Genomic DNA, 17,624 nt, shown 5'->3' on the forward strand with positions numbered 1-17,624 from the left:
CGGGTCCCGATGCCCCGCGACCCTCGTTCAGCGGTGGCGGGGGCCTTCCTCCAGGCGTGTGCGCGCGAGCGGCCACTCGGCGCGCAGCACCGAGTAGTACACGGCGTCCCGGCGTCGGCCTCCCGGCATCACGTTGTAACTGCGCAGGACGCCCTCCTCCGTCGCACCGATCGCACGCAGCCCTCGGCGGGCACGTTCGTTCAGCACGTCGGTCTTGAACTCCACCCGTTCGGCGTCCATGGCCTCGAAGGCGTGCCGCATCAGCAGGTACTTCGCCCAGTGGTTGACGCCCCGGCCACGGAAGTCGCGCCCCAGCCAGGAGCTGCCGATCTCCAGGCGCAGGTCAGGCTCCGAGAGGTTGCCGTAACTCATGCTGCCCGCGATCCGGCCGCCGACCAGGTCCGTGATGGTGAACGTGGTCCGCTTCCCCGTCTCGCTCGCGGCCAGGTAGGAGTCGAAGAAGCGCTCGAAGCCCGCTTCGTCGTCGACACGGGTGACGAAGTGCGTCCAGATGTCGGGGTCCAGCGCCTGTTCCCGCCAGCCGTCCCGATCACCCTCCTGGACCGGTGTGAGCCGCACGTACTCGTTCTCCAACCGGACCCGTGCCCGCTCAACCCATGTACGTTTCTCCACCATGTCGCCCCCAGGCGGCTCGTCGACACCTTCGCGCCGCATTTTAGGCCTGTTTCGGTGGGATTAGCCCCCGGATCGTCGGTGGGGGTGGGTAGGGTGCCGACACACAACGGAACCCGGAGTGCACCCGATGGCCACCGTCCTCAGCCGCCGCGCGCTCAACCGCGCCACCCTGGCCCGCCAGTTCCTACTCGAACGCGTGGACCTACCGACCGTCGAGGTGGTCACCCGTTTGGGCGGGCTCCAGGCGCAGACCCCTCACACCTGGTACGTCGCCCTACAGAACCGTCTGCGGTCTCCCGACCCGCACGAGGTGGGACGGTTGCTCACCGAGGGCGCGCTGGTGCGCATGTCACTGATGCGCTCCACCCTCCACCTCGTGACCCCGCAGGAAGCCCGGTGGTTGCGCGGTACCACCGCTGAGGTCATGTCCAGGGACCTCGAACACAGCACCCACGGCAAGGCGACCGCCGGGATGGACCGCTCCGCCGTGCTCGACATGGCCCGCAAGATCCTGGCGGAGCACCCGCTCACCCCCAAGCAGTTGGGCGAGCACCTGACCGAGCACTGGCCGGACGTTCCCGGTCCGCACCTCTCCTACGTGGTGCGCTGCCTCCTACCGGTCGTCCAGGTCCCGCCCCGCGGGGTGTGGGGCGCCTCGGGCGCCCCGGCACTGGCGCCGGCGGACACCTGGACCGGGCTGCCCATGGACGCCGAACCCGACCGGGAACGCCTGGTCCTGCGCTACCTGGCCGCCTACGGGCCGGCGAGCGTCCAGGACGTCCAGGCCTGGTCCGGGTTGACCCGCCTCAGATCGGTGGTGGAGAGCCTGCGCGACCGGTTGGTGTCCTTCCACTCAGAGGAGGACGAGAACACCGCGAAAGCCCGCCGGGCCACCAAACCCGTGGAACTGTTCGACCTGCCCCACGCCCCTCGTCCCGGCTCCGAACTCCACCCGGACCTGCACCCCGACACCCCCGCGCCCGCCCGCTTCCTCTACGACTTCGACAACATCCTCCGAGCCCACGCCGACCGCACCCGGGTGATCTCCGCCGAGTCCCGGCGCCGCATCGCGGTCCGCAACGGGATGCCGCCCTCGACGGTGCTCCTGGACGGTTCGGTGGCGGCCACGTGGAAGGTGAACCGCGACCGCCCCGCCCGTCTCCCCTCCCACGCTCGGTCCCTGGACGTGTTCCCCTTTCGCCCCCTCAAGAGTGCGGAGACCGAAGAGATCATGGACGAAGGCCGCCGGCTCCTCGCCTTCCTCTCCCCGGACCAGAACGGCCAAGAGGTCCGAATCCACGACCCTGACTGATCTTTCGACCATCCGTCCCCTCCGCATCCCCCACCTGCACCGCACACACCGCGCACCCGTTTCGTGCACATGCATCCGGGTCACTACAAGTCCGTGAGGGTATGACAGGATTCTGGGGTGATTGAAGAGTTCCGCGCCGCGTTCCAACGGGTGCTCGACACCGCCGCCGGCCAGGCCCCCGACTTCTCCGAGGCCGTGCAGGAAGCCTTCCGGCTGTCCTCCAGCGTGCCCCAGCAGGAACTCGAGATCGCCATCGAGGCCCTGGCCCCGGTGCTGGGCGACTGCGAACCCTACGCGGGTGTCGCGGCCGACCTCTCCGTCCTGGCCGGTGCCCTGGTCGAGTCGGGTACTCCCGCCGGACAGTCCGGTCTGGAGGTACTGCGACAGGTCGGAAGCTACGGCCAGGCCGCCGTGGCGTTCATGCACGCCTGGGAGAAGACCGGCGGCGGTACGCTGCCCGCTCCCTCCCAGGTCGGCGACGAAGACGAGAAGCGGGTCGAGGAGGTCCTCGGCGACAACGCCCCCCTCGCCACCATCGGCTGGTGGACCGCCCAGCGGTACGGGCTCGCGGCCAAGGCCATGCTGAGCGACTCCGGTGTGCGTTCCGCCGTGCGCGCGGACCGCAGCGCCTTGGACGGACTGAGCCAGATCGTGGAGGCCCTGTCCACCCGGTTGAGCGAGTTCAGTGAGGTCACCGAGCTACTACGCATGGCCGAGGTGAGTCGTGTACTCGTCCTGGACCGCGCCTCGTGGCGAGGTTTCCGGGTCCGGTTCGACGGCGTGAGCGACAACTTCCAACTGCACACCCTGCTCGCCGACGCGCTGATCGGCAAGGAGGGGCTGCGGTTGCCCGGCACCCGTCCCGATCCTCGCTGGGTGGTCGCCTCCCTCGACGGCCTGGTGGACCCGCTGGCCGACGTGGTGCGCGGTGAGTGGGACCTGGTCGGCGGTGACGGCACCTGGGTGGGCAACGAGGGCTACCCCGGGGGCATCCCCGAGGTGGACGGCGAGCGTGTCCTCGTCCTGGAGCCCCAGTCGCTGATGCACTCCTGGCGGGCCGGGCGTCGCCACCCGAACATCCCCGGCGCGCTCACCGTCCTGGCCGAGCTGCACGCGGACGAGGCGGCCTCCTGGTGGGCACGGCTCCATCCGGCGGGGAGCGTCCGCCACCCCCAGGCCCCGCCGATCGAGCTCGACGACACCGGTACGCACCGTCGACCGCCGCGTCACTTCGGTGTGGCCGCGCACTTCGCCGAGGTGGACTCGGATCCGTTGTCCGCCCCGTTCTCGGCCCTGGACCCGGAGCTCGACACGCCCGACCCCGGGCTGATCTCCAACGACCTCGATCCGAACTTCGACTCCCTCTTCGGTGGCGGGTCCCCGTTCGACGATGATCCGATCGGCCCCTCGTCCACCTCCCCCGCCTCACCCCCGTCCTCCGCCGCACCGATGTCATCGGCGCGTTTCGAGGAGGACGAGGCCGACGAGTTCCCGGTCCCGGCCCCTTGGGCCAGTACCTCACCACCACTCAACGACGAGGAGTCGCACACGATCCCGGACCCGGGTCCCTTCCGCGACCCCGACCCGTTCGGCGGTGCGCGAGACGCCCTGGACTCGCCGTCCTGGGGTGACGCCCTCGACTCACCTTCCTGGAGCGACGACCCGGGCTCGGCCCGATGGGGCGACGCCCTCGACTCTCCGTCCTGGAACGACCCCCTCGACGCACCCTCCTGGGGCGACGACCCGGACTCGCCCCGCGGGGACGACACCCTCGACGCACCTTCCTCGGACGACACCTCCGAGGAGACGGAGCGGAAGGACGACCCGCCCGGCGCCCGACTGCTGCCACCGATGCCGCCGGGTGTATCGAACGCCGCCACCTGGGCACCACACTGGAAGTGGCCCATGGACCCGCCCCGCCGCTGACGATGTCCCCGTCGGATGTCCGTGAGCACCATTCCGGCGGGACGGTACGGTTCGGACCCGCCCCTCTCGGAGCGGCACGGGTCGGAGCGGCACGGTTCGGGGCCCGCACGACTCGGGGCCCACGTGGCTCGGGGCCATCCGACCTTGGGGTCATCCACCCCCGGGGATGTGCGCGGCAGGGGGCGCATGACACTTGTCATCCCGAATCCACGCGCACCTCACACCGCTCCGGTGACTCCTACGACTACTGCGCGAGTGGGACCTCGCGGGAACCTGGGGGCATGATGCCGACGACGCCCGTTCCCCGGCACGACGCCGACTCCGATCCCGACGAGACTCCGAACACCACCCGCCCCACGCGCGAGGAGGCCCTGAAGGCCGCCGAGCAGGCTTGGGGCGAACGGGAGCAGGAGCTCGGCAAGGAAACCCTCCGCGCCATGAAGCCGTGGAAGGGCAAGGCGCAGCGTCAGGACAAGGTGCTGCTCGCCGTCGCCCTCATCCTTCCGGCGCTGATGCTGCTCACACTCCCGTTGCGTCCGCTGTTCATCGCCGACCACCCCTTGGCACTGGCCCTGATCACCGGCAGTCACGCGGCGGTCGGCGCCGCCTCGGCCTTCGCGAGCCTCGGGCAGGGTTCCCTGTGGTTGGTGGTCCTGGCCGGGGTGATCGGCAAGATCAAGATCGACTGGGTGTTCTGGTGGTTGGGTCGCCGCTGGGGCCGGGGCATCGTCAACTTCCTCGTCCAGGGTGAACGTGGGCGCCGGTTCGCCGATCGTCTGGAGACGATGAACCCCTGGGTGATGCGTATCCTCATCCCGCTGAGCTACCTGCCGGGCATCCCCGCGGGTATCCCCCACGTGATGGCCGGCGCCAATGGGATGCGACTGCGCACCTACCTCTTCCTGGACATCCTGGGCGCCCTCATGGTCACCGCGTTCGTCGCCTACGTCGGTTTCATCTCCGGACAGTCCGGGGTGGACATCGTCCTGTTGGTCGACAAGTACGCCCTGTGGCTCACACTCGCGATCATCTTCGGCATGGCGCTGTATCCGACGGTGGTCGCCACCCGTGACCAGAAGGCCCGCAAGAAGGAGGCGCTGGAACAGGCCGCGGCCGAATACGACGCCGAGACCGTCCGGATCGGGTCCGGGGACTCCGCCGGTTCCAGCACCCCCACCGGAGCCGGTACCGCCACCGAAGTGAGCGACTCCGGCACCACCACACCCACCCCCACCAGTGGCGATGACACAAAGTGAGAGATGGACGACATTCGGTCGCGCACAGGTGGAGTGAGCGCGGCTAGGCTGGCGTCCGGCAATCCGACACCCCGGGCAAGCCGGCTGCACTGGGTGCGTCACAAACACACTCAAGGAGATCCCGTCATGGGACAGCAACACTTCGATCTGGTGGTCCTCGGCGCCGGGCCCGGCGGTTACGTCGCGGCGATCCGCGCCTCCCAACTCGGCCTCAAGACCGCGGTCGTCGAGGAGAAGTACTGGGGCGGGGTCTGCCTCAACGTGGGCTGCATCCCTTCCAAGGCACTCCTTCGCAACGCGGAGCTCGCACACCTGTTCCACAACGACGCCGACACCTTCGGCATCAAGGTGGAGGGCAAGGTCGAATTCGACTACGGCAAGGCGTTCAGCCGAAGCCGTGAGGTCGCGGACGGCCGGGTCAAGGGCGTCCACTTCCTCATGAAGAAGAACAAGATCACTGAGCTCAACGGACGCGGCAGCTTCGTCGACGACCACACCGTCGAGGTGAGGAACGCGAGCGGGGAGACCGAGACGGTCACCTTCGACAACGCGATCATCGCCGCCGGCTCCTCCACCAAGCTCATCCCGGGCACCTCCCTCTCCGAGCGCGTCGTCACCTACGAGGAGCAGATCCTCACCGAGGAACTGCCCGAGAGCATCATCATCGCGGGTGCCGGCGCCATCGGCGTCGAATTCGCCTTCGTGATGGCCAACTACGGGGTCGACGTCACCATCGTGGAATTCCTCGACCGCATGGTGCCGGCGGAGGACGAAGAGGTCTCCAGGGAAATCTCCCGCGCCTACAAGAAGCTCGGTGTGAAGATCCTGACCTCCACCAAGGTGGAGAACGTCGATGAATCCGATTCGGGCGTGCGGGTCACGGTCACCGACGCCGACGGAAAGCAACAGACCTTGGAGGCCGACAAGCTGCTCCAGGCGATCGGCTTCTCCCCCAATGTCGAGGGCTACGGCCTGGACAAGAGCGGGGTGGAGCTCACCGACCGGGGCGCGATCGGCATCGACTCCCGGGGCCGCACCAACGTGCCGCACATCTACGCGATCGGTGACGTCACCGCCAAGCTCATGCTGGCGCACACCGCGGAGGCCATGGGCATCGTCGCCTCGGAGACCATCGCGGGCGCCGAGACGCAAGAGATCGACTACCGGTTCATCCCGCGTGCCACCTACTGCCAGCCGCAGATCGCGAGCTTCGGCTACAGCGAGACCCAGGCGAGGGAAGCGGGCTACGACGTCCAGGTCGCCAAGTTCCCGTTCATGGCCAACGGCAAGGCGCACGGGCTCGGCGACACCCGCGGTTTCGTCAAGATCGTCTCCGATGGCGAGTACGGAGAGTTCCTTGGCGCCCACATGGTGGGGCCGGACGTCACCGAGCTGCTGCCGGAGCTGACCCTGGCCCAGCAGTGGGATCTGACGGTGCACGAGGTGGCCCGCAACATCCACGCCCACCCGACCCTGAGCGAAGCGGTCAAGGAGGCCGTGCACGGCTTGGCCGGGCACATGATCAACCTCTGACCCGCCGCACCACGGCCGATCGCGTCACGCTCGGCCACATCGTGACGCGAAGCGGGGCCGGGCCGAGGGGTGTACCTCGGACCGGCCCCGCCGTCCGTGCCCCGGCGGCTCCCGGAGTTGCTAGGTTTCCCTGTGTCCCCCGCCGGCTCCCCTCCCACGAGCCCGGCGCACCCCGAACCGAAAGCCACCCATGCGCCTGATCCCGTCCACTCCCCTGTCATGCCTGGGCACGGCCGTCGCCGCGGTCGTCATCGGCGGTTTCGTCCTCGTCGGATGTGACGTGGTCGACCTCGACCTGGATATGAACCTCTCCAGCGGCGACGGCACGGACTCACCGGACGAGGAGGCGAGCGCGAGCCCCAGTCCCGGTGACGAGGAGTCCGAAGAGCAGGACGCCTCGGCCTACGGACTTCCCGAGTCGTGCGAGACCGCGGGCACCGCCCAGATCGTCGGCGATCTGGCCCCCGGCACCGTCCTCACCGAGGAGAGCGGGGAGATCGACGGGATCGACGACTCCGAACAGCTCTCCTGCACCTACAGCGACGGAAGCACCGAGCCGGGCACCCCGTCCTTCACCCTCCTGTTCACCTCCGGCGCCGACCCGAGCGCCAATCCGGACGTCGTCGAGGTGCCCGGTGCGGAGGCCGAGATGAACTGGGAGGTGGACGTCGACGTGGACGTGGACACCTACCACACGGAGGAGTCCGACGACCTCGGCGGTGACCTGGAGTACGTGGGAACCGTGGACGGTGCCAGCCGCCACCTGTACCTGGAGCTGCCCGGCGACTTCTACGTCACCGCCATCGCCTACCACGACGAGGTCGAGCGCGGCGATCTGGAGCGCGTCGTCCTGCAGGCCGCAGGCCAGATCCGCAACTAGCGTCGTGGTTTCGGAGGCCGAGGGCGGGCCCACGCGGGGGGTCGGCGGACTGAGCCGAGAGGAACTCGACGCCGGCCGCGACCTCCTGCTGACCGAGGAGTTCGTCCGGCTCCGGATCGCCTCGGGCCTGCCCGACCGTTCACGGGGCGCCGACTCCCCCTGAGATGCGGTCTCGGGGAACAGAAAGGGGCCCGACACTTTGTCGGGCCCCCTCCGTGTTCACGTACCCCTAGTACTCGACGGGGATCTCCTCGAACTCACCGAAGGGGCCGGCGCGCATCGTCAGCTCCTCGACGTCCACCGGCGGGGCGGGGAACACCGCGACCAGCTCGTGCGTGTTACCGGGCTGGATCGTGTGCACCTCCTCGGCGAAGCTGCTGTAGCGGTTCTCACCGAAGTCCATCTGCGCGACGTAGCGGACCAGGCCGCCGTCCGACTCGAACAGCTGGAACCCGCCCAGGGTGCCCTTGTTGAACTGCTCGGGGCCACCGGCCACCGCCTCGCTGCCGCCCAGCTCGGGGGCGAGCGGGTCGTCGGTGGTGTTGGTCATCGCCACGGTGCCGATGACGTAGGCACCGTCACGGCGCAGCGGATAGATCTCCAAACGGATCCCGTTCTCCTCCCCCTCGGCGACCACGGATCCCGGGTCGTCGCTGTAGGGGGCGGGCCAGGTCACGTTGCGCTGGGCCACGCCCAGGCCGTCGTCGTCGTACTCCTCGTCCTCGGTGGCCTCCACCGTCGGGTCGAAGACGTAGGAGAACTCCACGCGCCGGTTACGGGCGCGCGCCTCTTCGTCGTCGGAACCACCCTCGCGGGCGATGGGCTCGCGCTTGCCGCGCCCATCGACCTCCAGCTGGTAGTCGGTACCGAGCTCCTCGGCGAGCAGGTCCCGCACGCTCTCGGCACGCTCCACCGACAGGTTGTCGTTGTAGGCGTCGTCGCCGATGCCGTCGGTGTGACCGACCACGGTGATGGTGGGGTCGTCGGGGTCGACGTTCTGCGCCAGGGTGGTGGCGGCGCGACGGACCACGTCCTCCGCTTCGTCGGTCAGGTCCGAGCGGTCGAACTCGAACATCACGTCCGAGTGGAGCGAGATGATCTCGCGGTCACCGTCCCGGGTGGTGGAGGCGATCTCGGAGTCGACGAAGCTCTGCACCCAACCCTCGTCGGCGAGGGCGTCCTCGTCCGGCCGGCGGTTGGCGAAGTCGAGGTTGTCGCCCCGCGGGGGCGGGTCGTCCAGACTCAGGTGATCGGGCCCGATGGGGTTCTCCGGGTCCTCGCGCTCGGACTCCACGTCCTGGATGGGGATGCCGGTCATGGCACCCAGCCCGCTGCCGACGAACGTCACCTGGGACACCTCGTCGGGGATGCGGGGGAAGTAGCGGGTGTACTCGTTGGTGACCCCGTCGTGCACGGGGTAGAGCCCGTCCTCGTTGGGGCTCTCCGACCCGTACTTGAGGCCTTCGCCGTCGAGGAACTGGCGGTAGACGCGTCCCGTGAGGGGGTCCACCAGGGTGTGGGCCATGCTCAGGTTGCGGTTGGGCCCGGCGAAGTCGTCCAGGTAGGTGACCTCGTAGTGCATGACCGTGTAGTCGTCGGTGCGCTCCAGGCCGGTGATGGCGAAGCGCGTTTCGGCGTCCTGGCCGGTGTCCTGGAAGATGCGTCCCTCGCGAACGTAGGGGAAATCCTCCCTGACCTCGGGCGGTCCGGACGCGTCTCCGAAGGTTTCGGACCACCAGTCGGACACGGGGGCGCAGCCACTGAGGAGGAGGCTGCCCGAGACCATGAGCGCGACCGCGGTGAGGTGCTTCATCCGCGCCATGTGGGGGAACTCCGATCGTTGAGAGGACGTACCGGCAACATCTTCCTGCACTCACGAGGTCGAACCGACCACGGTGCACCATGAAGAGTTCCGGCACCCGCCCTGGCCAGGGATGACCCGTATGGGCGGATTCTGCGTCGAGGCCTTCGGGTTCGTCGGCCGGCACCCCGTTCCGCGTTCGCGCGTGGGCGCGTCGTGACCCTCCGCGCAAGCGGTTCACACGTAACGTGATGAATTCGTGATGTCGAGTCGTCTGTCGGGGCGGAAGAGATGCACCGAACCACCCTCACGGCCGGGTGCGCCGTACTCCTCCTCTCCCTGGCCGCCTGTTCCGGAGGGGACGGCGAAAGCGAAGAGGACGGTCTCAGCGCCGACATCGACGCCGCACCGGTCAGGGCCTTCGGCCCCGGCTGCGCGGACTTCCCCGACACGGGCCCCGGAAGCCTCTCGACGATGGCCGGACAGCCCCTCTCCGTCGCCGTCGCCGACAATCCGTTGCTGAGCCGCCTGTCCACCTTGCTGGATCGGTCCGGGCTGGGACCCGACCTGGACTCGGCGGACGACATGACACTGTTCGCCCCCACCGACGACGCCTTCGACATGTATCCCGCCGAAGAGATCCAGGACCTGATGGACGCCCCCGACGGACCGGCCCACCTCCTCGGTCACCACGTCGTTCTCGGCGAGTTCGGCAGCGCGGAACTGGACGGCGGTTCCTTCGACACCCTCAACGGCGACCGGGTCGGTACCACCGAGAGCGAAGGCGAGTACACGGTCGAGGGCTACGCCCCGGTGGTCTGCGCCGACGTGCACACCGCCAACGCCACCGTGCACGTGGTGGGCATGCTCCTCATCCCGTCCTGACGGACCACGTCGCGTTCCGGCACTCCACTCGGCGGACCGCGAAACCCACGTCGACGGCGACGGGCTCGCGGTGGATCCGGGCGGTTCGAAAAAGAATCCCGAAAAAGTCGTCGACCGACCCATCCAACCCCGCCTCGGCGCCGAATACCCGACGTGACCACCAAGAAACGCGGGACACGACGCCCGCAACGCGACACCCGGCACCGCATGGTCGGGGCGGGCCTCGGCCTGCTCGTCGTCGGTGCGGCTCTCGGATTCGGTGAACTCGTCGCCGGTCTGACACGTGCGACCTCACCGGTGGTCACGGTCGGCGACGCGCTCGTCGACAACAGCCCCTCGTTCCTCATGGAGTGGGCGATCTCGCTCTTCGGCACGGCGGACAAGGCCGTACTGATCACCGGGGTCGTGGTCGTCCTCGTCCTGGCCGGCGCGTTGCTCGGTGTCGTGTCACTGCGCCGCCCGGCCGTCGGGTACGCGGGACTGCTCCTGTTCACGGTGGTGGGGCTCGCCGCCGTGATCCTCCGCCGCGCCGACGACCCGGGGGCGGCCTCGGCCGTGGTCGTCGGCGGGGCGGCGGGCGCCGTGGCGCTGTGGCTCCTGCTGAGGAGCGCTCGCCCGGCCCTCGAAACCGGGGGAGAGAAAGGGGAGCCTCAGGCACCGTCGGAGGCGGAGGGTGGAACTTCCCCCGCACCGGGGCCGGACCGAGGACCGGGGAGACGCGGTTTCGTGCTCACCGCGGCCGGGGTCCTCGCCGCCGCCGGATCCGCCGGTGCCCTGGGGCGATTCCTTCCCTCTCTGACCGGCGGCGCCGGATCGCGGAGCGCACTGGCGCTTCCCGCGCCCGCCGAACCCCTGCCGGCGCTGCCTGCCGGCGTCGACCTCGGCGTTCCGGGGCTGGCGCCCTTCACCACCCCGAACCGGGACTTCTACCGGATCGACACCGCGCTCACCATCCCGCGCCTGGACTCCGAGCGATGGACCCTGCGCGTGCACGGTCTGGTGGACCGGCCCTTCGAGATCGACATGGACGAACTGCTGTCCCGCGAACTCGTCGAGACCGACACCACCCTGACCTGTGTGTCCAACCAGGTCGGCGGAGACCTGGTCGGCAACACCCGTTGGCTCGGGTTCCCCCTCGCCGACCTGCTGCGCGAAGCGGGGGTCCACGCCGACGCCGATCAGATCCTCAGTACGTCGCACGACGGTTGGACCTGCGGCACCCCCACCGAGGTGGTCATGGACGGGCGCGACGCCCTCCTCGCCGTGGGGATGGGCGGCGAACCGCTCCCCCACGTCAACGGCTACCCCGCGCGCATGGTGGTCCCCGGCCTGTACGGGTTCGTCAGCGCCACCAAGTGGGTCACCGAGATCAGGCTCACCCGTTTCGCGGACGACCAGGCCTACTGGGCACGGCGCGGGTGGGGCGTGCGCGCTCCGATCAAGACCATGTCCCGGATCGACGTGCCCTCTCCACTGGGTCGCGTGGACGCCGGCGAGGTCGTCCTGGCCGGGGTGGCCTGGGCCCAGCACCGCGGGATCGACGCCGTGGAAGTACGCGTCGACGACGGCGACTGGTGGGAGGCGGACCTGGCCACCGTCCCCGGCATCGACACCTGGGTGCAGTGGGTGGCCGAGGTCGACGTCGATCCCGGCATGCACTCGGTGGAGGTACGGGCCACCGACTCCACCGGCTTCACCCAACCGGCCGAACGGGTCGACCCGATCCCGGACGGGGCCACCGGGTGGCACCGGATCCGCTTCACCGCCGGCTGAACACCACAGACCTCACACGCGACAACAGTTCGACACAACCGCAGATAGTCACCACCCACAGATGTGACCAGAGGGAACAAAGGGAGAAGAGATGAACACCGTGATCCGCAAGAACGCGCTCACCGCCACCGCTGCCGCCGCCGTGCTCGCCTTCGGTCTTTCGGCCTGCGGCGACATGGACGGCGCGTCCGAGGAGAACCCGGAGATGGGCGACGCCGAGGAGACCACCGAGAACACCGACGGGATGGAGGAGGAGAGCACCGACGAGGGCATGGAGACCGCGGGCGAGAACTTCGGCCCGGGCTGCGCCGACGTGCCCGAAGAGGGTGACGGCAGCTTCGAGGGCATGGCCCAGGAACCGGTCGCCACCGCGGCTTCCAGCAACCCGCTCCTGTCCACCCTGGTCAGTGCCGTGGAGGAGGCCGACCTGGTCGACACGCTGAACTCCGCCGAGGACATCACCGTCTTCGCTCCCGCCAACGACGCCTTCGAGGCGATCCCGCAGGAGGACCTGGACGCGCTGATGGCCGACCAGGAGCAGCTGACCGAGGTGCTGACCTACCACGTCGTCGAGGGCACCCACACTCCCGAGGACCTGGCGGACGGCACGTTCACCTCGCTGCAGGGCGAGGACGTGACCACCAGCGGCTCCGGTGAGGAGTTCACCGTGAACGACGAGTCCCAGGTGGTGTGCGGAAACGTGCAGACCGCCAACGCCACCGTCTACATCGTCGACACCGTGCTGATGCCCTCCTGATGAGAGGGTGAACCGAGCCCCCGGGCGGTCCGAACTTCGTGGACGGGCCGTCCGGGACCACGCACCGCATCGGAACCGCACGACCACGTTTCCCCCACGGGAAGGCCGTAGATGGACAGGGCAGCGACGGCACCGCAGGAGGCCTCACCAGAGGGTCCTCCCGGGCTGGAGGAGCTACTGCGTCGTGTGGCGCGCGGCGAGGAGCAGGCGTTCAACAGGGTGTACGACCTGATCGGTCCGACCGTGTACGGGCTGGTCCGGCGCGTCCTGCGTGATCCCGCCCAGTCGGAGGAAGTCGCCCAGGAGGTGCTGGTCGAGGTGTGGCGCAGCGCCTGTCGTTACGATCCGCGCCGGGGAAGCCCCCAGGCCTGGGTGATGACGTTGGCGCACCGCAGGGCGGTGGACCGGGTGCGTTCGGAACAGGCGGCCACCGACCGGGAGTCCCGAGCGGCGGCGGCCGACACCGAACGCCCCTATGACGAGGTGGCCGAGAAGGCCACGGACCGACTCGAACGCGAACGTGTCCGGCGATGTCTGGAGAACCTCACCGAGGTCCAGGAGCAGTCGGTGCGCCTCGCCTTCTACGGCGGCTACACCTACCGTGATGTGGCCCGTCTGTTGTCGACGCCCCTGGGCACGATCAAGACCAGGATGCGCGACGGACTCATTCGACTCAGGGACTGTTTGGGGGTGGAGTGGTGAGAAGGTCGCTCAGCCCGGACTTGCACACACTGACCGGCGCCTACGCGTTGAACGCCCTCACCCCGAGCGAGAGCGTGCGCTTCGAGGACCACTTGGCCGACTGCGACTCCTGTGTACAGGAGGTGCGGGGTTTCGCCGAGACCTCCGCGCGGTTGGCCGCCACGGCCGCCGAGACACCGCCGGCGGAGCTTCGGGCGAAAGTGCTGGAGGAGGTCGCCAGGACCCGCCAGCTCGCCCCCGCCCCCGAGCGCCTGCCCGAGCCCCGCCGCCGCGGACTTCCCTGGACGCTGGGTCTGGTGTTGGCCGCCTGTCTGGCGGCGATCATCGCCCTGGGAGCGGTGGTGCTCGACCAACGCGGCCAAGTGGACGAGCTGCGCACCAACGAACAGCAGATCGCCGCAGTGCTGGCCGCACCGGACGCCGTCACCACCAGCGCCGAGCCCATGGAGGACGTGAGCGTGACGGTGGTGCACTCCGAGAGCCTGGGTGACCTGGTGTTCAGCGCGCACGGCCTGGAGGACCTGCACGACGAGGACTATCAGCTGTGGTTGACCCGCCCGGACGGGTCGGTCTACTCGGCCGGTCTGCTCGCCGTCGCCGAGGAGGGTTTCGTCCTCCCGGTCCTGGCCACACCACAGGACGGGGAGACCGACGGCGTCGCCGTCACCGTCGAACCCGAGGGCGGGTCCGACCAGCCCACCTCCGACCCGGTGATGGCCATGCCGGTCACCGGCTGACCGGCGCCCACGACCCCAAGCGCTCCGTGGCCCCACACGACCGAGGGGCCACGGAGATCGGCGCGCGTTCGGAGCGACGGGGGCGGGGTCTCAAAGGACGGCGACCTCCTCCGGGCGAGGCAGGGCCCGCAGGGTCGGTCCGAGGGTGAGCAACGCCGCCGGCACGGACACCACCGCCATCATCAGGAACACCGGAACCGGGCCGGCGAGGTCGAAGACGACCCCTACCCCGACGATGCCGATCGGCTGGGACAGCAGCGCCATGAACGTCACCGCGCCCAGGGCCCGCCCCTGGTAGCGGTCGGGGACCGTGGCGGACACGTAGCCGAAGAAGACCGCGTTGACGCAGGGGACCGCGGCGAAGACGAACGCCACGATCACCCCCAGCGGGAGCACCCCGGGCGTGAACGCCAGGACGAGCGCGCAGACCGGCGCGGCCCACGCGGCGAAGAGGAAGATCCGTGAGGGGGACACGGCGCGCACCACCGGCCCGGCGACCAACGCTCCGGCCAGCCCGCCCATCCCGGCCAGCGACACGGTCACGCCGACCAGCAGGTCGGAGGCTCCGCGTTCGTTCGCGGTGGCGATGATCGCGAGGAACACGCCCGTCTGGGTGAAGGCGATGTTGAACCCGACGATCCAACACATCATCGGCCGCAGGATCGGGTGCCGGGCCAGGAGGACGAACCCGGTGACGGTGCCGCGCAGACTCCACGGTTCCCCTTCGGCACGCCGGGGGGCCTGCATGGGTCGGCGGATGCGCAGGAGCAGCGCGGTGGACAGCAGGTAGCAGATCGCCTCGGCGAGGAACGGGAAGGCGCGGCCCAGGCCGAACAGCGAGCCGGCGAGGGGCGCACCGAGCGCGGTGGTGCTGAAGAAGCGGATCTGGTTCTGTGCCGACGCACTGGCGATCTGCGAGGGCGGGACGAGCTGTTTGATCGCCGCCATGGCCACCGGGTTGGAGATGCCCATGAGGGCGGCGGAGGTGACCGCCACCCCGATGATGAGCGGCACGTCGGCCTCGCCGTTGAGCAGTATCGCGGTGAAGCCGACGAGGAGCAGCAGCCGACCGAGGTCGCAGACGAGCAGGATGGTGCGCCGGTTGACGTGGTCGGCGAGGACTCCTCCGACCACGGCCGTGATCATGGTGGTGGCGACCTGCGCGGCGCCGATGATGCCCGCCTGGGACGCGGACCCGACCAGCAGGAGGATCAGGAGGGGGTAGGCGACCTCACCGCTCTCCTTCCCCAACCCCGCGAAGAAACGGCCGGCCCACAGGGCTTGGAAATCCTGGTTGCGGAGGAGCGGAGCGGTCCCCGGCTCCCCGTTCCCCGGTCGTTCCGGGGGTAGGTACGGCTGTGGCCGTTCTATGGCCATGGTATGCGACTTCCCGTGGTGTGCCCGCGGGGATCCGGGTGTCCCGACCCACCGCCGGCGTGCTGAACCGTGGTCCCCTTCCGGGGCGGGGACCGTCAGGGAGGGAATTCGGGGTACGCGAAATAAGGGTGTACGGGGAGTGGGATGCTCATGTCGCCATTATGCGCCTGCTGTAGGCGTTGGCGAGCTTCTGAGGCTGTATGTGACGATTATCCATGAAAGTGGCCACTATTGGCCGTTTATGCACGTGCATGCGCCTGTGCGCCCTGGGCCTTTCGTCCTGGAAAGAAAGGGACTCAGGTCATCTCCTGGGATGGGCGTGACGTTTTCGAGTGGCCGTCCACCGCCGTTTTCCTTTCTCGCCCCTGACCGCCGACCGGGAACGAATTCAGTGGTGCAGACCCTTCTTGCCCGGGGTCCAGAAGGCCTTGACCAGGACCGCTTCCCGAGGCCATCCGCGTTCCTCGACCAGGTGGGTTCGTACCCTCTGCCCACTGCGGGCCTCACCGGCGACGTAGGCGTGCCCGGGTTCCTCGGGCAGATCCAGGTCAGCGACCGCCGTGGCCAGGAGGTCGGAATCCACGGCGGAGGCGCCCTCACGGTGGACACGGATCACTCGCCCCAGCCCCTCGATCGGGACGTCGTCGTCGGGGCATTCGCTCTCCAGCACGCCGAAGGTGCGGGCGTCGGGGCCCAGCGCGGACAGCAGCGGGGCGAAGGAGCAGGCTCCGGTTTCTTCGCCGACGAACAGGTGGTAGGGCGCTTCGGGGTACGGCTCGGACCGCCCCTGAGGCCCCCACAGGCGCACCGGGGATCCGACCTCGACGGTACGCGCCCAGGTCAGGCCGATGCCGTCCCCGTCGTAGAGGTGGGCCCACAGTTCGAACTCCGCCCGTTCCGGCGCGTGGTCGCGGACCGTGTACGTGCGCAGGGTCTCTCCGGGCCGCAGGATTCCGTGGAGGGAGAGGGGATCCATGATCTCGACGCGTACGTGCTGTCCGGGGACGTAGGCGCGTTCGGTGAACTCCTTCGAGTGAATCCGGATCCGCCGCAGCGATGCCGTGACCATGTCCACCTCGGTGACGATCCCTTCGGATCGGTACTGCCCGAAGCGGTTCACCAGGGGGTTGGCCGACTTCCGCCGAACTCCTTCGTTCGCCATGACTCACTCCTTGGATAGTGGCTCTTGCTTTAGTTAGAGCCTCTAACTCAATAGGTGCGAACCTCGGGTTGTCAAGGGTTGCGGAGGGCCGCGAACGATCAACCGGAAGGAGGTGTGTACTCCAGTCCCAAGGAATCACAGACCTCGCGCAGGCACTCCTCGAAGAGCGGCCCCACGTCCGAGTAGGCGAAGTCCAACTGGTGCAGGACCTCCATGCACAACAGTCCGTAGAGCCGGGTCCAGGTCGACAGGAACACGTGTGCGGCCTCCGGTGGAAGGACCCCGTCGATCCTCGCCGAGTAGGCACTCAACTGCTTCCCAAGGGCGGGATCCAGCCGGCCGGGCCCTGGTGTCGGGAACCCGGACCCCTCCCACAGGTCGACGAACTCCCCGAGGAAGACCTTCTCGAACCCGTCACCGGCCTGGAACCGGGGCGATTCCTCCCGACGCGGGTCGCGCGAGATCCGCGACGGCCGGGCGAAGGTCCACTCGAACTCGGCCGGATGCGCGACCGCCCACCCGCGCATCGCCCGGCACATCGCCAGGAGACGAACGCTCGTGTCCTCGCCGGGTCGGGTGTCGCGGGCCGCGATGATCACCCCGGTCAGCTCCCGGAAGAAGTCGATGGTGATCGCCTCGACCAATTCCTCGTGCCCGGTGAAGTACCGATAGAGCGCGGGGCCGCTCATGCCCATCTCCCGGGCGACGGCGTTCACCGTGACCGCGGCGGTGCCACGCTCCACGAGCAGACGGCGGGCCACCTCCCGAGCCTCCGCCATGGTGGCCGCCCGCAGCCGCGCCCGCCGCACAGGTGCGGTCATCGCTCCCCCTCACACACCATGGCCGTTTCCGATCCACAGCGTAGTGTCCGGGCGGGCGCGCCGACC

At 69.2% G+C, this 17,624-nt stretch carries 16 protein-coding genes; 11 read left to right on the plus strand and 5 right to left on the minus strand.

What is annotated here, in order from left to right; all coding sequences use genetic code 11:
• Window positions 1-27 precede the first annotated feature (27 nt).
• The gene (locus tag BQ8420_RS09750) at window positions 28-636 is read right to left on the minus strand and encodes a GNAT family N-acetyltransferase (RefSeq protein WP_087097634.1); all 609 of its coding nucleotides are present in this window, start codon (window positions 634-636) and stop codon (window positions 28-30) included.
• A gap of 127 nt (window positions 637-763) precedes the next feature.
• Here BQ8420_RS09750 and BQ8420_RS09755 point away from each other — a divergent pair, with 127 nt between their 5' ends.
• The 6 genes from BQ8420_RS09755 (at window position 764) to BQ8420_RS32285 (ending at window position 7,706) form a co-directional block, all read left to right on the plus strand.
• Window positions 764-1,948 carry a winged helix DNA-binding domain-containing protein gene (locus tag BQ8420_RS09755; RefSeq protein WP_087097635.1) on the plus strand — a complete coding sequence of 395 codons (1,185 nt, stop codon included), beginning with the start codon at window positions 764-766 and terminating at the stop codon, window positions 1,946-1,948.
• 117 nt (window positions 1,949-2,065) lie between these two features.
• A complete protein-coding gene (locus BQ8420_RS09760) occupies window positions 2,066-3,874 on the plus strand; it encodes a hypothetical protein (protein ID WP_087097549.1) in 1,809 nt (602 codons plus the stop codon).
• A gap of 281 nt (window positions 3,875-4,155) precedes the next feature.
• On the plus strand, window positions 4,156-5,130 hold the full coding sequence (locus BQ8420_RS09765) for a DedA family protein (RefSeq protein ID WP_087097551.1): 975 nt from the start codon (window positions 4,156-4,158) through the stop codon (window positions 5,128-5,130).
• Window positions 5,131-5,256: 126 nt separating this feature from the next.
• The gene (lpdA, locus tag BQ8420_RS09770; RefSeq protein ID WP_087097553.1) at window positions 5,257-6,663 is read left to right on the plus strand and encodes a dihydrolipoyl dehydrogenase; all 1,407 of its coding nucleotides are present in this window, start codon (window positions 5,257-5,259) and stop codon (window positions 6,661-6,663) included.
• A 190-nt stretch (window positions 6,664-6,853) separates the two neighbouring features.
• The gene (locus tag BQ8420_RS09775) at window positions 6,854-7,543 is read left to right on the plus strand and encodes a hypothetical protein (RefSeq protein ID WP_087097555.1); all 690 of its coding nucleotides are present in this window, start codon (window positions 6,854-6,856) and stop codon (window positions 7,541-7,543) included.
• Window positions 7,544-7,547: 4 nt separating this feature from the next.
• Complete coding sequence (locus BQ8420_RS32285; RefSeq protein WP_200815874.1) at window positions 7,548-7,706, plus strand: hypothetical protein; 159 nt, start codon at window positions 7,548-7,550, stop codon at window positions 7,704-7,706.
• 66 nt (window positions 7,707-7,772) lie between these two features.
• Here the strand turns inward: BQ8420_RS32285 and BQ8420_RS09780 are convergent, their stop codons facing one another.
• Window positions 7,773-9,365 carry an OmpA family protein gene (locus BQ8420_RS09780; RefSeq protein WP_087097557.1) on the minus strand — a complete coding sequence of 531 codons (1,593 nt, stop codon included), beginning with the start codon at window positions 9,363-9,365 and terminating at the stop codon, window positions 7,773-7,775.
• A 270-nt stretch (window positions 9,366-9,635) separates the two neighbouring features.
• On the opposite strand from BQ8420_RS09780, the gene BQ8420_RS09785 reads away from it, so the two are divergent.
• The 5 genes from BQ8420_RS09785 (at window position 9,636) to BQ8420_RS09805 (ending at window position 14,198) form a co-directional block, all read left to right on the plus strand.
• Entirely contained in the window at window positions 9,636-10,229 is a 594-nt protein-coding gene (locus BQ8420_RS09785) for a fasciclin domain-containing protein (protein ID WP_087097559.1), read from the plus strand.
• A gap of 207 nt (window positions 10,230-10,436) precedes the next feature.
• Window positions 10,437-12,002, plus strand: coding sequence for a molybdopterin-dependent oxidoreductase (locus BQ8420_RS09790; RefSeq protein ID WP_369825495.1), 1,566 nt, complete (start codon window positions 10,437-10,439; stop codon window positions 12,000-12,002).
• 91 nt (window positions 12,003-12,093) lie between these two features.
• The gene (locus BQ8420_RS09795; RefSeq protein ID WP_200815875.1) at window positions 12,094-12,759 is read left to right on the plus strand and encodes a fasciclin domain-containing protein; all 666 of its coding nucleotides are present in this window, start codon (window positions 12,094-12,096) and stop codon (window positions 12,757-12,759) included.
• Between the two features lie 111 nt (window positions 12,760-12,870).
• Window positions 12,871-13,461 (plus strand): sigma-70 family RNA polymerase sigma factor, encoded by a 591-nt coding sequence (locus BQ8420_RS09800; RefSeq protein ID WP_087097563.1) that lies wholly within the window; start codon window positions 12,871-12,873, stop codon window positions 13,459-13,461.
• The gene (locus BQ8420_RS09805) at window positions 13,458-14,198 is read left to right on the plus strand and encodes an anti-sigma factor domain-containing protein (RefSeq protein ID WP_087097565.1); all 741 of its coding nucleotides are present in this window, start codon (window positions 13,458-13,460) and stop codon (window positions 14,196-14,198) included. Before BQ8420_RS09800 ends, BQ8420_RS09805 begins: the two co-directional genes overlap by 4 nt.
• Window positions 14,199-14,288: 90 nt before the next feature.
• Here the strand turns inward: BQ8420_RS09805 and BQ8420_RS09810 are convergent, their stop codons facing one another.
• The 3 genes from BQ8420_RS09810 to BQ8420_RS09820 form a co-directional block, all read right to left on the minus strand.
• Complete coding sequence (locus BQ8420_RS09810; protein WP_087097567.1) at window positions 14,289-15,575, minus strand: MFS transporter; 1,287 nt, start codon at window positions 15,573-15,575, stop codon at window positions 14,289-14,291.
• A 388-nt stretch (window positions 15,576-15,963) separates the two neighbouring features.
• A complete protein-coding gene (locus BQ8420_RS09815; protein WP_087097569.1) occupies window positions 15,964-16,737 on the minus strand; it encodes a siderophore-interacting protein in 774 nt (257 codons plus the stop codon).
• 98 nt (window positions 16,738-16,835) lie between these two features.
• Complete coding sequence (locus tag BQ8420_RS09820; protein WP_087097571.1) at window positions 16,836-17,558, minus strand: TetR/AcrR family transcriptional regulator; 723 nt, start codon at window positions 17,556-17,558, stop codon at window positions 16,836-16,838.
• Between the last annotated feature and the right edge of the window lie 66 nt (window positions 17,559-17,624).

The sequence above is a fragment of the Nocardiopsis sp. JB363 genome, assembly GCF_900143625.1.
GTDB lineage: Bacteria > Actinomycetota > Actinomycetes > Streptosporangiales > Streptosporangiaceae > Nocardiopsis.